General features: G+C 71.4%; 13 protein-coding genes. 2 read left to right on the top strand and 11 right to left on the bottom strand.

Going from position 1 to position 12,968, the window contains the following annotated elements; translation table 11 throughout:
* Nucleotides 1-368, bottom strand: a 368-nt coding sequence (locus A9X00_RS31220) for a molybdopterin-dependent oxidoreductase (RefSeq protein ID WP_197515099.1), incomplete at its 3' end; no start/stop codon positions are given.
* Between the two features lie 63 nt (nucleotides 369-431).
* On the opposite strand from A9X00_RS31220, the gene A9X00_RS08040 reads away from it, so the two are divergent.
* Entirely contained in the window at nucleotides 432-1,943 is a 1,512-nt protein-coding gene (locus tag A9X00_RS08040) for a xanthine dehydrogenase family protein molybdopterin-binding subunit (protein WP_197515098.1), read from the top strand.
* On the opposite strand, the gene A9X00_RS08035 is transcribed toward A9X00_RS08040, so the two are convergent.
* From A9X00_RS08035 to A9X00_RS07990, 10 genes are read right to left on the bottom strand one after another with little or no spacing between them, the layout of a single operon-like run.
* On the bottom strand, nucleotides 1,924-3,642 hold the full coding sequence (locus tag A9X00_RS08035; RefSeq protein ID WP_067151608.1) for an MFS transporter: 1,719 nt from the start codon (nucleotides 3,640-3,642) through the stop codon (nucleotides 1,924-1,926). The two genes, A9X00_RS08040 and A9X00_RS08035, sit on opposite strands and share 20 nt — an antisense overlap.
* A 17-nt stretch (nucleotides 3,643-3,659) precedes the next feature.
* Nucleotides 3,660-4,868 carry a VWA domain-containing protein gene (locus A9X00_RS08030; protein WP_067151605.1) on the bottom strand — a complete coding sequence of 403 codons (1,209 nt, stop codon included), beginning with the start codon at nucleotides 4,866-4,868 and terminating at the stop codon, nucleotides 3,660-3,662.
* Nucleotides 4,869-4,874: 6 nt separating this feature from the next.
* The gene (locus tag A9X00_RS08025) at nucleotides 4,875-5,537 is read right to left on the bottom strand and encodes an SRPBCC family protein (protein ID WP_067151602.1); all 663 of its coding nucleotides are present in this window, start codon (nucleotides 5,535-5,537) and stop codon (nucleotides 4,875-4,877) included.
* A 12-nt stretch (nucleotides 5,538-5,549) separates the two neighbouring features.
* A complete protein-coding gene (locus tag A9X00_RS08020) occupies nucleotides 5,550-6,419 on the bottom strand; it encodes a MoxR family ATPase (protein WP_067151599.1) in 870 nt (289 codons plus the stop codon).
* Entirely contained in the window at nucleotides 6,416-7,003 is a 588-nt protein-coding gene (locus A9X00_RS08015) for an NTP transferase domain-containing protein (RefSeq protein WP_067151614.1), read from the bottom strand. The genes A9X00_RS08020 and A9X00_RS08015 overlap by 4 nt, the downstream gene beginning before the upstream one ends.
* Nucleotides 7,000-7,869, bottom strand: coding sequence for an XdhC family protein (locus tag A9X00_RS08010; RefSeq protein ID WP_067151596.1), 870 nt, complete (start codon nucleotides 7,867-7,869; stop codon nucleotides 7,000-7,002). The genes A9X00_RS08015 and A9X00_RS08010 overlap by 4 nt, the downstream gene beginning before the upstream one ends.
* Nucleotides 7,869-10,277, bottom strand: coding sequence for an aerobic carbon-monoxide dehydrogenase large subunit (locus tag A9X00_RS08005; protein ID WP_067151593.1), 2,409 nt, complete (start codon nucleotides 10,275-10,277; stop codon nucleotides 7,869-7,871). The genes A9X00_RS08010 and A9X00_RS08005 overlap by 1 nt, the downstream gene beginning before the upstream one ends.
* Nucleotides 10,274-10,750, bottom strand: a complete 477-nt coding sequence (locus A9X00_RS08000; protein WP_067151590.1) for a (2Fe-2S)-binding protein — start codon at nucleotides 10,748-10,750, stop codon at nucleotides 10,274-10,276. The genes A9X00_RS08005 and A9X00_RS08000 overlap by 4 nt, the downstream gene beginning before the upstream one ends.
* A gap of 6 nt (nucleotides 10,751-10,756) precedes the next feature.
* Nucleotides 10,757-11,632, bottom strand: a complete 876-nt coding sequence (locus A9X00_RS07995) for a xanthine dehydrogenase family protein subunit M (protein WP_067151587.1) — start codon at nucleotides 11,630-11,632, stop codon at nucleotides 10,757-10,759.
* A 31-nt stretch (nucleotides 11,633-11,663) separates the two neighbouring features.
* A complete protein-coding gene (locus A9X00_RS07990) occupies nucleotides 11,664-12,833 on the bottom strand; it encodes an XdhC family protein (RefSeq protein WP_067151584.1) in 1,170 nt (389 codons plus the stop codon).
* Nucleotides 12,834-12,856: 23 nt separating this feature from the next.
* On the opposite strand from A9X00_RS07990, the gene A9X00_RS29675 reads away from it, so the two are divergent.
* A partial coding sequence (locus tag A9X00_RS29675) for a LysR family transcriptional regulator (protein ID WP_156771987.1) occupies nucleotides 12,857-12,968 on the top strand: 112 nt, incomplete at its 3' end.

Here is a 12,968-nt window from a genome sequence, read left to right as displayed (position 1 = left end):
GTGACCGCGGTGCCGACGACCGCGTAGGCCGACTCCGGCTTGGGCGTCGCCGCGCCGGTGGCCGCCCGATCCAGCAGCGCATCGTCGGCCAGCTCCCAGTAGCTGGTGGACGCCCCTTCCGGGCCGGTGATCTCGCCGTCGTCGACGTCCAGGTCGTCGGGCGCCACGGCCAGCTTGGCCGCCGCGACGTCGAGGTAGATCGCCCGCGCCTCGGCGCACGCCTGGCGCAGCGCCGCGCCCGACTGCTGGATCGGGCGGCCACCGGCGCGGCGACGCCCAAGCCGGAGTCGGCCTACGCGGTCGTCGGCACCGACGTCGCGCGGCTGGACCTGCCCGACAAGCTGACCGGGCGCCCGCGCTACCTGCACGACCTCGTTTTGGACGGGCAGCTATATGGCCGCGTGGTTCGCCCGCCGTCGCGCGGGGCGCGGTTGCGTGATCTTGACGACGGCCCCACCCGGGCGCTGCCGGGCGTGATCACGGTGGTGCGGGACGGCGAATTCCTCGGCGTGGTGGCCGAACGCGAGGAGGTCGCGGTGCGCGCCGCCGAGCGACTGCGCGCCGACGCTCGGTGGGACGAGCGCCCGACCCTGCCCGACGAGGACGATCTTCCCGGGTTCCTGGTGTCGGCGGCGGCCGAGACATGGGTTCTGGCATCCAAAGAGGCTGCGGCGTCGGTGAATTCGGCGCGATCGCATTCGGCGCGCTATCACCGGCCGTACCTGGCGCACGGGTCGATCGGGCCGTCGGCCGCGGCGGCGCTGTCGCACCCGGACGGGCGCCTGGAGGTTTGGTCGCACAGCCAGGGCGTGCACGTGTTGCGTCGGGAATTGGCTGCCGCGCTTGGCCTGTCGGTCGATCGGGTGGTGGTGCGCCACGTCGAGGGTGCGGGCTGCTACGGACACAATGGCGCCGACGACGCCGCCATGGACGCCGCGCTGCTGGCCTGGGCGGTCCCCGGGCGCCCGGTGCACCTGGCGTGGTCGCGCGCCGACGAATTGGCCTGGGCGCCTTTCGGTCCCGCCGCCGTCGTGGAGATCGCCGCCGAGTGCGGCGCCGACGGCGCCGTGGTCGACTGGCGCCACGAGATCTGGAGCGGCAGCTACATGGGGCGCCCGGGCACGACGCCGACGCCGGCGTTGCTGGCGGCCAGCGAACGCGCCGGCGGCGAGCCGATCCGGGCCGGCGGGGAGCCGCCGGTCGAGTGGGGCGGCGGCACCGGGCGTAATTCGGTGCCGGGCTACGACTTTCCGTCTTACCGGGTGATCAATCACCTGTTGACCGAGATGCCGCTGCGCACCTCGGCGCTGCGTTCGCTGGGCGCCTTCGTCAATGTCTTTGCCGCGGAGTCGTTCATGGACGAGCTGGCCGCGGCCGCGGGCCGCGATCCCGTGGAGTTCCGGTTGGCGCACCTGTCCGACCCGCGCGCGGGGGCGGTGCTGCGGGCGGCGGCGACGCGGGCCGGGTGGGATGACTGGGCGCCGCGGGAGGCCGTTGGGCGCGGTGTCGGGTATGCGCGGTATAAGAATGCGGCCGCGTACTGCGCCGTCGTCGCCGAGGTGGAAGCGGTCGAGGAGGTCCGGGTGCGGCGGCTGGTGATCGCGGTGGACGCCGGGCTGGTCATCAACCCCGACGGCGCGGCCAACCAGATCGAGGGCGGCGCGATCCAGGCCGCCAGCTGGACGCTCAAGGAGCGGGTGCGCTTCGACGAGTTCAACGTCACCAGCGACACCTGGGAGACCTACCCCATCCTGCGGTTCTCCGAGGTGCCCGCGGTCGACGTCGAATTGCTTGCCGGACAGGGCAATCCGCCGTTGGGGATCGGCGAGTGCGCGCAGGGCCCGACGGCCGCCGCGATCGCCAACGCGGTCTACGACGCGCTGGGCGTCCGGGTCCGGTCCCTGCCCCTGACGCCCGAGCAGCTCATCGCGGCGATCGATTGAGCGCACGTGCGTTGACGGATTCGCAGTCGCGCATGTTGGCCAGTTCGTTGAGGGCGCCGGGCCGGTAATGCTCGACCTGCGGCTTGGTCGTGGCCACGCAGCCACGAACGACCTCGCCCCGCGATTCCGATCGATGCAATGCCGTCGCCGTCAGAACGACCGCAATCAGCGCGATGGCGACCGACGCCCCTAACACGGCGGCCTCGTACGAATCCGACGCCGGACGGCGCAGATTCAATTGCGCTGTGCGGTGGCGTTTTTCGGAGGAGTCGACGGGCGCGCCGCGCAACAGCAGCGCGGTGACCACCGCGCCGGCCAGGAACAGCGCGCAGCTGACGCTGAACGCGACGCCGTAGCCATGGATCGCGGCGGCGGGTCGCAGGGCCGGGCTCGGCGGGCGGTGGCTGGTCATGTAGCGGGTCAGGGCCGACGCGAAAATCGTTGACAGCGCGGCGGTTCCGATGGCCCCGCCGATCTGCTGGGTGGTGTTCACCATGGCGGAGGCGACGCCCGCGTCCTTGCCGGTGATGCCGGCGGTGGCGGTCGCGATCGCCGGCGCGAACGTCAGGCCCGTGCCGACACCCAAGAGGAAGAGGGGCCCCAGCACGTCGCCCGCATAGGTGGAATGAATGTCCAAGTGGGCCAACCAGAACATGCCGCCGGCGGCAATCAGCATGCCGGGCGGGATCACCCGGCGAGGACCGAAGCGCGGAATCAAGCGGGCGTTGGCCACACCGGCCGAGGCCGCGATGCCGACGGTCAGCGGCAAGAACGCGACGCCGGTCTTGAGCGGGCTATAGCCCAGATTCTGCTGGGCATAGTAGGTGAGAAACAGGAAGACGCTGAACATGCTGCAGAACGCCACCATGATGGCCAGATACGCGCCAACGCGGTTGCGGTCCATCACGATTCGCGGCGGCAGCAGGGGCGCGGCGGCCCGGGCCTCGATGACCGCGAAGGCGACCAGCAGCAGGGCGCTGGCGACGAACATCCCCACGGTCAGCGGCGCGGCCCAGCGGTCGGTTTCCGCGTTGGACAGGCCATAAACCAGGCAGAACAGCCCGCCCGAGGCGGCGATGATGCCGGGCCAGTCGAGCCGGGCCACGCTGCCGCGCTCGTCTCGGGACGGGACGAGCGCCAGCACGCCCGCCGCGGCCACGACCGCGAAGGCCAGGTTCACGTACAGACACCACCGCCACGACAGCCATTCGGTGAGCGCGCCGCCGAGCAACAGCCCGACGACCGCGCCCCCACCGGCGATCGCGCCGTACACGCCCAACGCCCTGCCGCGCTGTTTGGCGTCGGTGAACGTGACGTTGAGGGTCGACAGCGCCGCCGGGGCGAGCACCGCGGCGAACACACCCTGGGCCGCCCGGGCGGCAACCAGCATGCCGAAGCCCGTCGCCGCACCACCGATCGCCGACGAGATGGCGAATCCCGCCAGGCCGATCAGCAAGGTGCGCCGGCGCCCGACGAGGTCGGACAGTCGCCCGCCCAGCAACAGCAGGCTGCCGAAGGCCAGCGAATAGGCGGTGATGATCCATTGCCGGCTCTCGGTGCCGAAGTGCAGGGCTGCCTGGGCGGAGGGCAAGGCGATGTTGACGATCGTGGTGTCAAGCACCACCATCAGCTGCGCAATCCCGATGACCCCGAGTATCAGCCATTGGCGCTGTGCACGGGGTTCTGTGCTGGCTCCCATGAACTGTCTGATACCCGCTACGACGCGATTGATAGCCGTGGGCGGGTCAGCGCCGCGAGCAGCTCGCGCAGACCCGTCAGCGAGTGCGCCGGCAGGAACAGGTCGCAGTACGGCAGGGCGGCGGCCATCGAACCGGCGAGCGGCTGGAAGTCGCCTTGCGCCGCACGGGGATTGAGCCACACCAGCATCGCGGCGCGGCGGCGCACCCGGGCCATCGCGTGGGCGAGCACGTCGGGCGGATCGCTGTCCCAGCCGTCGGAGGCGATGATCACCACCGCGCCGCGCAGCGCGTTGCCGTGCGGCGGGCGCAGCAGGGCGGCGACGCTGCGACCGATGGACGTGCCGCCGTAGCGGTCGGCGACCTCCACGTTGGCCTTCTGCAGCGCTACCTCGGCCGAGCGGTGCGACAGCACCGCCGTGAGCCGGGTCAGCGACGTCGAGAACGCGAACACCTCGGGGCGGATGCGGGCCTGGCGCAGCACGGCGGCGCGCATCAGGTGCAGATACACCGCCGCGTACGGCTGCATCGAGCGGCTCACGTCGCAGACGAGGACCACCCGCCGGGGCCGGCGGCGGGGCCGGGTTCGCGCCAGGATCACCGACTCCCAGCCGGTCGCGCGCGACGCGTTCAGGGTGGCCCGCAGGTCGATCCGCTTGCCGCCCGCGCTGGGTTCGAAGCGCATGCTGCGCCGCCGCGGCCAGCGCGCGACGGTCGCCTCGAGCCAGGAGCCGAGCAGCCGAAGGTCTTGCGCGTCGAAACGGTCGAACGGCTCGTCGGCGCGCGCGGCGATGCGGCTGGGCAGCGGGTCCGGGAGCACGAGGTTAGTCGCTGTGGCGTCCCGGTCGGCGGTGGCGCGGGTGGCCCAGGGCAGCTGGTGCGCGCCGGGCTGCGACGGGCCGCCGGCGGGCCGCACCGTGCCGGCCGCCGGCGTCTTGGGGCCGGGCAGGGGCATGGCCGGCTCGGCTACGCCCTCGGTGCCGACCGCCCCGAAGACCGATGCGAAAACGGCGTCGAAGGCGACGAGGTCTTCCATCCGGTTCACCAGCGTCAGCCTGGCCGCCCAGTACAGCGCCGGGGTGGTGTCCGGCACCAACCGCCGCAGCGCCTGCACGAAGTCGGCCGGGCCGTTGGCCGGCACCAGCACCCCCGCGCCGCGCAGGCGCGCCACCAGGGCGGCCGCGAACGCGGCCAGGTCGACGCCCCGCAGCAGCAGTGGGGTGGGCACGACGCGCTAACGCCTCCGGCCGAGCACCCAACCGAGAAGCAGCGCGGCGAGCACGGCCAGCAGCACCGGGGCGTACTTCTTGAGCTGGTCGCCGCCGGCGAGCTCGAGCAGGTCGATGGGCTCGGGCTCGGGAGCCGGGGGCTGCCGCGTTCCCGGGACGGGGTTGGCCGGCCAGGCCGGGATCGGCTCCTCCGACGCCGCTTCCGGCGCCGGGGCGCCGTTGTTCTTGGCGGCCAGTTCGGCCTCCAGCGATTCCACGAACTGGCCCAGCAGCTTCTCCGAAACCTGCTGCAGCATGCCGCTGCCGAACTGGGCCAGCTTGCCGACGATCTTGAGGTCGGTATCGACGGTGACGCTGGTGCGGTCGCCGTCCTCGTGCAGCTGGGCGGTGACCGTGGCGGCGGCGTTGCCGGTGCCCCGCGCTTCCTTGCCCTTGCCGTCGATGACTGCGCGGTGCTGCTCGCGGTCCAGCTCGACGAAGCGCACCTTGCCGCTGAACTCGCTGGTGACCGGGCCGACCTTGACCTTGACCTTGCCCAGGTAGTCGTCCCCCTCGTGGCCGGTCAGCTGCGCTCCCGGCATCAGCGGGATCACCTGTTCCAGGTCGCACAGCACGTCCCAGGCCTGCTCGATGGGTGCGCTGACGGTGAACTGGTTGGCGATCTTCATGCTGTGGTCCTCTCAGGTGCGGCTGTACTCAGTAAACGCGTCGCGGATCAGAGTACGGTCGTCCGGGGTCTTGGCCAGCGCCCCCAGGGTGGTCACGGTTGCCTCGTCGACCAGGTCGGCGACGCCGAGCGTCACCAGGGCGGCGACCCAGTCGATCGTCTCGGCGACCCCGGGCGGCTTGTCCAGGTCGAGATCGCGGGTGCGCCCGACGAATTGGGTGGCGTGCTCGATCAGCGGCGCCGTCGCGCCCGGCACCGTGCGCCGGACGATGGCGGCGGCCCGGGCCGGCTCCGGGTAATCGATCCAGTGATACAGGCAGCGGCGGCGCAGCGCGTCGTGCAGGTCGCGGCTGCGGTTGGAGGTCAGCACCGCGATCGGGGGCCGCTCGGCGACGAAGGTGCCCAGCTCGGGGACGGTGACCGCGGATTCGCCGAGGAACTCCAGCAGCAGCGCCTCGAATTCGTCGTCGGCGCGGTCGATTTCGTCGATCAGCAGCACCGGCGGCTTCGGGCCGCGGTGCCGCACGCACCGCAGGATGGGCCGGTCGACCAGGTAGGTCTCGGTGTAGAGGTCCGCCTCCTCGATGGTGGCGCCACGGGCCTCCGCCAGCCGGATGGACAGCAGCTGGCGCTGGTAGTTCCAGTCGTACAGCGCCTCGCTGGCGGTCAGCCCCTCGTAGCACTGCAGCCGGACCAGCGGGGTATCCAGCACCGCGGCAAGGGTTTTCGCGGCCGTGGTCTTCCCGACGCCCGGTTCGCCCTCCAGCAGCAGCGGCCGGCCGAGCGTGACCGCCAGATAGATCGCCGACGCCGTTCCCGTATCGAGCAGGTAGTCGTGCGCGTCGAAGCGGGCGATCACGTCGTCGACATCGGTGAGCGTCATGATGACCGCACCAGCCGGTGGTAGTCGTCCCAGGTGTCGACGTCGAGCGGAACGGGGCCGTCGACCGCGAGCTCGCGCACCCGGTACCGGCCCGACTCGATGAGCTTCCACACCGCCTTGTCGCCGTGCAGTTCGCGCAGTTCGCCGAACAGCCCGCGGCCCAGCCAGAACGGGTGCCCGATCCCGTCGACGTAGCGGCACACGGCGATGTCGGCTTGCGTGCCTTCGGCCGCGACGCGCCGCAGTGTCAGCGGGTCCATCCGGGGCTGGTCGCCGAGCATCAGCACGATGCCGGCGGCGCGGGGGTCCACCAGTCCAAGCGCGGCGCGCAGCGAGGCCGCACACCCAGTCCCGAAGTCGTCGACATCCACCACGTCGACCCCGTCCAGTGCCACCGCGTCGCGCACCGCCCGCGCGGCGCCGCCGAGCGTGACGATGAGTTGGTCGAACCCGGCGCCGCGGGCCGCCTCCAGCGTGGCCCCGAGCAGGGTGGTATCCCGGTACGGCAGAAGCTGTTTGGGCGTGCCCAGCCGGCGCGAACCGCCGGCCGCCAGCACGACGCCGGTGACGGGCTGCCCGGTCATGCGCCGGCTGGCCGGTCGGCGAACGCGGCGCGGCATCCCGGGCCGGAGAACCAATGGTCGGCGCCGGCCACCCGCAGGTGCTCGGTGGCGGGCCCGATCGTCACCGTCATGCCGCACACCGGATCGACGGCCTCGCTCGCGACGGCCTCCGGAGAGACGGCGCGGCGCAGGCCGCCGTGGATGCCGGCGATGAGTTCGGCCGCGATCGAGACCGCGATCTCGGCGGGGGTCTTGGCGCCGATCGCCAGCCCGACCGGGGTGTGCACCCGCGCCCGCTCCTCCGGCGACAGGTCGAGCGAGTCCAGGATCGCGGCGCCGCGCACCTTGCTGGCGACCAGGCCGATGTAGCCGATGCCGTGATCCAATGCCGCGCGGATGGTTTCGGCTTCCGGCCCGCCGTGGCTGGCGATGACGACGGCGGTCGCGTCGGACAGGTCGCCGTCGGTGCGCACGTCGTAGCCGAGCACGCCGCACACCTGGGCCAGCGCCTCGGCGATCGGCGTGGCGCCGTAGACCCGGATCAGCGGGGCCGGCAGCTGGGGCGTCAGGAAGATCTCCAGCGATCCGCCGGACAGGCACGGGTTGACGACGACGCACGCGCCGGGCGCCTCGGGGAAGTGCACGTCGCCGTCGGGAAGCACTCGCAGCAGCACGCTTTCGCCGGCCTGCAGCGCGCCCATCGCCGCCTTGCGGACGGAGTTCTGGGCGCACTGGCCGCCGACGAAGCCCTCGATTGTGCCGTCGGCCAACAGGATTGCCTCGTCGCCCGGGTAGGAGGAGGTGGGCGGCTGGGCGCGCACCACGGTGGCGTGCACGAACGGTGTCCGCGCCGCCAACAACTGCCGAGCGCGCTCGCTGATGGTCATCAAATGGGTGGCCTCGCTCTGCCCTGCATCGCTTCCCACACCCGCGACGGCGTCAGCGGCATGTCGGCATGCCGAACCCCGAACGGCGCCAACGCATCCACCACCGCGTTGACCACGGCAGGGGGCGATCCGACGGTGGCCGATTCGCCGATGCCCTTCGCGCCGATCGGGTGGTGCGGCGACGGCGTCACCGTGAAGCCGGTCTCCAGGTGCGGCACCTCGGCCGCGGTGGGGATCAGGTAGTCCATCAGCGATCCGCCGAGGCAGTTGCCCTCCTCGTCGAACGCGATCATCTCCATCAACGCCATCCCGATGCCGTCGACGATGCCGCCGTGCACCTGGCCCTCGATGATCATCGGGTTGATGCGGGTGCCGCAGTCGTCCACGGCGAGGAAGCGTCGCACCTTGACCACCGCGGTGCCCGGATCCACGTCCACCACACAGAAATACGCGCCGTAGGGGTATGTCAGGTTCTCCGGGTTGTAGCAGACCTCGGCGTCCAGGCCGCCCTCGATGCCGTCGGGCAGGTCGCCCGCCCCGTGCGCGCGCATCGCGATGTCCTGGATGGTCACCGACGCCGACGGGTCGCCCTTGACATGGAAGGAGCCCTTCTCCCACTCCAAGTCGGCGATCGAGGCCTCGAGCATGCCCGAGGCGATGATCTTGGCCTTGTCGCGCACCTTGCGGGCCACCAGTGCGGCGGCCCCGCCCGACACCGGCGTCGAGCGGCTGCCGTAGGTGCCGAGCCCGAACGGGGTCTGATCGGTGTCGCCGTGCACGACCTCGATGTCGTCGGGCGGGATGCCGAGCTCCTCGGCGACGATCTGCGCGAACGTCGTCTCGTGGCCCTGCCCCTGGCTTTGAACCGACAGCCGCACAACGGCTTTGCCGGTCGGGTGCACGCGTAGCTCACAGCCGTCGGCCATGCCGAGGCCGAGGATGTCCATGTCCTTGCGCGGGCCGGCGCCGACGGCCTCGGTGAAGAACGACATCCCGATGCCCATCAGCTCGCCGCGGGCCCGGCGCTCCTTCTGCTCGGCCCGCAGCGCGTCGTAGCCGATCATCTCCATGGCCTTGCGCATGGTGGCCTCGTAGTCACCTGAGTCGTACGTCCAGCCGGTCTTGCTCTGGTAGGGAAACTGGTCGGGCCGCAGCAGGTTTCGCAGCCGCAGCTCGGCAGGGTCCATCTTCAGCTCGAACGCCAGGCAGTCCACCAGCCGCTCGACGAAGTACACCGCCTCGGTGATGCGGAACGAGCAGGCGTAGGCCACCCCGCCGGGCGCCTTGTTGGTGTACACGGCGGTCATGTGGCAGTAGGCCGCCTCCAGGTCGTAGCTGCCGGTGAACACCCCGAAGAAGCCGGCCGGGTATTTCGTCGGCGCCGCTTGGCCGTTGAACGCGCCGTGATCGGCCAGCACGTTGGACCGGATCGCGAGGATCTTGCCGTCGTTCGTGGCGGCAATCTCGCCGACCATGATGTAGTCGCGGGCGAAGCTGGTGGACGTCAGGTTTTCGCTGCGGTCCTCCATCCACTTCACCGGCTTGCCCAGCAGCAGCGAGCCGACGATCGCGCACACGTAGCCCGGATAGATCGGCACCTTGTTGCCGAAGCCGCCGCCGATGTCGGGCGAGATCACCCGGATCTTGTGCTCGGGCAGGCCGGCGACCAACGCGTACAGCGTGCGGTGCGCGTGCGGCGCCTGCGAGGTGGTCCACAGCGTCAGCTTCGCGGTCACCGGGTCCAAATCGGCCACCGCGCCGCAGGTTTCCATCGGCGCGGGGTGCACCCGCGGGTACACGATCTCCTGCTTGACGACGACGTCGGCTCTGGCGAACGACGCGTCGGTTGCGGCGGCGTCGCCGGTCTCCCAGTCGAAGATGTGGTTGTCTTTCTTGCCGTCGAGATCGGTGCGGATTACCGGGGCGGACGGGTCGAGCGCCTTGCGCACGTCGACGACGGGGTCCAGCGGGTCGTAGTCGACGTCGATCAGCTCGAGCGCGTCGCGGGCCGAGTACCGGTCCTCGGCGACGACGAACGCCACCTCCTGGCCCTGGAAGCGCACCTTGTCGGTGGCCAGGACGGCCTGTGTGTCGTTGGACAGCGTGGGCATCCACGCCAGGCCCTTCTCGGCCAGGTCCGCGCCGGTCACCACGGCCTTGACCTTCGGATGTGCTTGCGCCGCAGTGGTATCGATGCCGGCGATGCGCGCGTGCGCGTACGGTGAGCGCAGGATCGCCAGGTGCAGCATGCCCGGCAGCGCGACGTCGTCGACGTAGGTGCCGCGCCCCCGAATGAAGCGCGGGTCCTCCTTGCGCAGCATCCGGCCGTGGCCGCACGGCTTCTGGTCGTTGTCGACTAGGTCTTCTGGTCCCTCGGGGACTGGCGGGCGCGATTCGATCGTGGTCATGACTGTGCCTCCGCCGCAGCATTGTTCGCGGCCCACTGGATGGAGCGCACGATCGTGGTGTATCCGGTGCAGCGGCAGATCTGCCCGGAGATGGCCTCCCGGATGGTCTCCTCGTCGGGGTTGGGATCGCGGTCGAGCAGGGCGCGGGCGGTGATCATCATTCCCGGGGTGCAGAAGCCGCATTGCAGCCCGTGGCACCGCATGAAGCCTTCCTGGATCGGGTCGAGCTGTCCATCAACGGCCAGGCCTTCTACGGTCCGCACGCTGTGGCCGGACGCCATCGCGGCCAGCATCGTGCAGGACTTCACCGGCACGCCGTCGACGTCGACGACGCACGTCCCGCAGTTGCTGGTGTCACACCCCCAGTGGGTTCCGGTGAGCCGCAACTGATCCCGCAGGAAGTGCACCAGCAGCATCCGGGGCTCGACCTCCGCGGTCACCTGCTCGCCGTTGACGGTCATGTTCACCTGCATGGTTGGCTAGCTCCCTTCGCGCACGCGCTGAGCCGCGCTGCGCAGCGTGCGGATGGTCAGCTCGGAGGCCAGGTGCCGCTTGTAGTCGGCGGTGCCGCGGACATCGGTCACCGGCTCGCACGCCGCGGCGGCGAGCCGACCCGCCTCGGCGAACGTCTCGTCGGTGGCCGGCCGGCCGACCAGCGCCGCCGAAACCTCGGTCAGGGCGGACGGGTCGGGGTTGACCGCGGTCAGGCCCACCCGCGCGGCGGCAATGTCGCCGCCGTCGAGGGTGATGGCCGCCCCGGCAGCCGTCACCGCCCAGTCGCCGACCCGGCGCTCCACCTTGGCGTACGCGCTGGACGTGTTGAGCCGCACCGGGATTCGGGCCTCGACCAGGATCTCGTTGTGCGCCAAGGTGGTTTCGTAGGGACCGGCGACGAACTCGTCGATCGGTATCTCCCGCTCACCCGAGGGGCCGCGGGCCAGGCACACCGCGTCCAGCACGCTGCAGACCGTGACCAGATCCTCGGCCGGATCCGCCTGGCACAGCGAGCCGCCGAGGGTGCCGCGGTTGCGGACCACCGGGTCGGCGATCACCCGTTCGGCGTCGCGGAAGATCGGGCACACGGCGGCCAGGGTGTCGGACTCCAGGATCTCGCGGTGCCGCGTCATGGCGCCGACGCGCACCAGGGTGGGGTCGGTGATCACGTAACCGAGCTCGGGCGCCAGGTCGTTGATGTCGACGAGGTATTCGGGGTTGGCGATGCGCAGCTTCATCATCGGCAGCAGGCTGTGCCCGCCGGCGATCACGCGGGCCCCCTCCCCCAGCCGGTCCAGCAGGCCAACGGCGTGGTCGACGCTGGTCGCGCGTTCGTATTCGAAGGGCCCAGGTACTTGCATGCGGCCAGTGTCAGCCGCTACCAAACACGCGTCAATAGCGAGTTAAGCGATCGCTGAACTCGCCCGCTACCTGCGGCTCCGGGGCGTCGTGGTGGATCCGGCCGGCGGTCTCGCTCAGCGGGCGGCCCCCGCCGCCCCAGCGCTTGGCGATGATGTCGGCGGCGATCGACACCGCCGTCTCCTCGGGTGTGCGGGCGCCGATGTCCAGCCCGATGGGGCTGGACAGCCGGCCCAGCTCGGCGTCGGTCAGGCCCGCGGCCCGCAGCCGGTTCATCCGGTCGTCGTGGGTGCGGCGCGATCCCATCGCCCCCACGTAACCGACCCGCGGTAGCCGCAGCGCCACCTCGAGCACGGGGACGTCGAACTTCGGGTCGTGGGTGAGCACGCAGATCACGGTGCTCGCGTCGATGGCGCCCGCCTCCGCCTGGGCGGCGAGGTAGCGGTGCGGCCAGTCGACGACGACATCGTCGGCGGTGGGGAAACGCGCCGGCGTGGCGAACAGCTCGCGGGCGTCGCAGACGGTGACCCGGTAGCCGAGGAACGATCCCTGCTGCGCCAGGGCCGCGGCGAAGTCGATGGCACCGAAGACCAGCATCCGGGGGCGCGGCGCGAAGCAGGAGACGAACACCTCCATGCCCTCGCCCAGGCGTTGCCCGTCGGGCCCGTACTCGAGGACATCGCTGCGGCCCACCGCCAGCAGGCCGCGCGCGTCGTCGGCGACCGCGGCGTCTGCCCGCGCCGAACCCAGCGACCCGGCCAGCGCGTCGGGCCGGACCACGACGCGGCGCCCGACCCAGCGCTCGTCGGGGTGCGCGATGACGGTCGCGACGGCCACCGGGCGGTGCTCGCCGACGTCGTCGGCCACCGCGCCGAGTTCGGGGAACGTCGCGCGCGACATCGGCTCTACGAAGACGTCGATGATGCCGCCGCAGGTCAGCCCGACCGCAAACGCGTCGTCGTCGCTGACCCCGTAGCGCTCCAGCCGCGGCGTCCCGGTCCTGGCGACCTCGCTGGCGAGTTCGTAGACCGCGCCCTCCACGCAGCCGCCCGACACCGAGCCCGTCACCGCACCGTCCGGCGCCACCATCATCGAGGCCCCGGGCGGGCGCGGCGCGGACCGGAAGGTGCGCACCACCGTGCCCAGGCCCGCGGTTTCACCGGCGCGCCAGATCGCCATCAGCTCGGCAAGGACGTCACGCACGCTTTTAAACGTAAGCTCATGACGTGACTCCGGCTCAACTTAGGGCCTATTCGGCGGTGGTGCGGCTGGGCTCGGTGCGCGCCGCCGCGGCGGAGTTGGGTGTTTCCGACGCCGGCGTCTCGATGCTGGTGGCGG

Origin of the sequence: Mycobacterium sp. 1245805.9, from assembly GCF_001672915.1 — a bacterium.
GTDB lineage: Bacteria > Actinomycetota > Actinomycetes > Mycobacteriales > Mycobacteriaceae > Mycobacterium.
The sequence above is the reverse complement of the archived record's forward strand: the minus strand, read 5'-3'. Positions and strand labels throughout refer to the sequence as shown.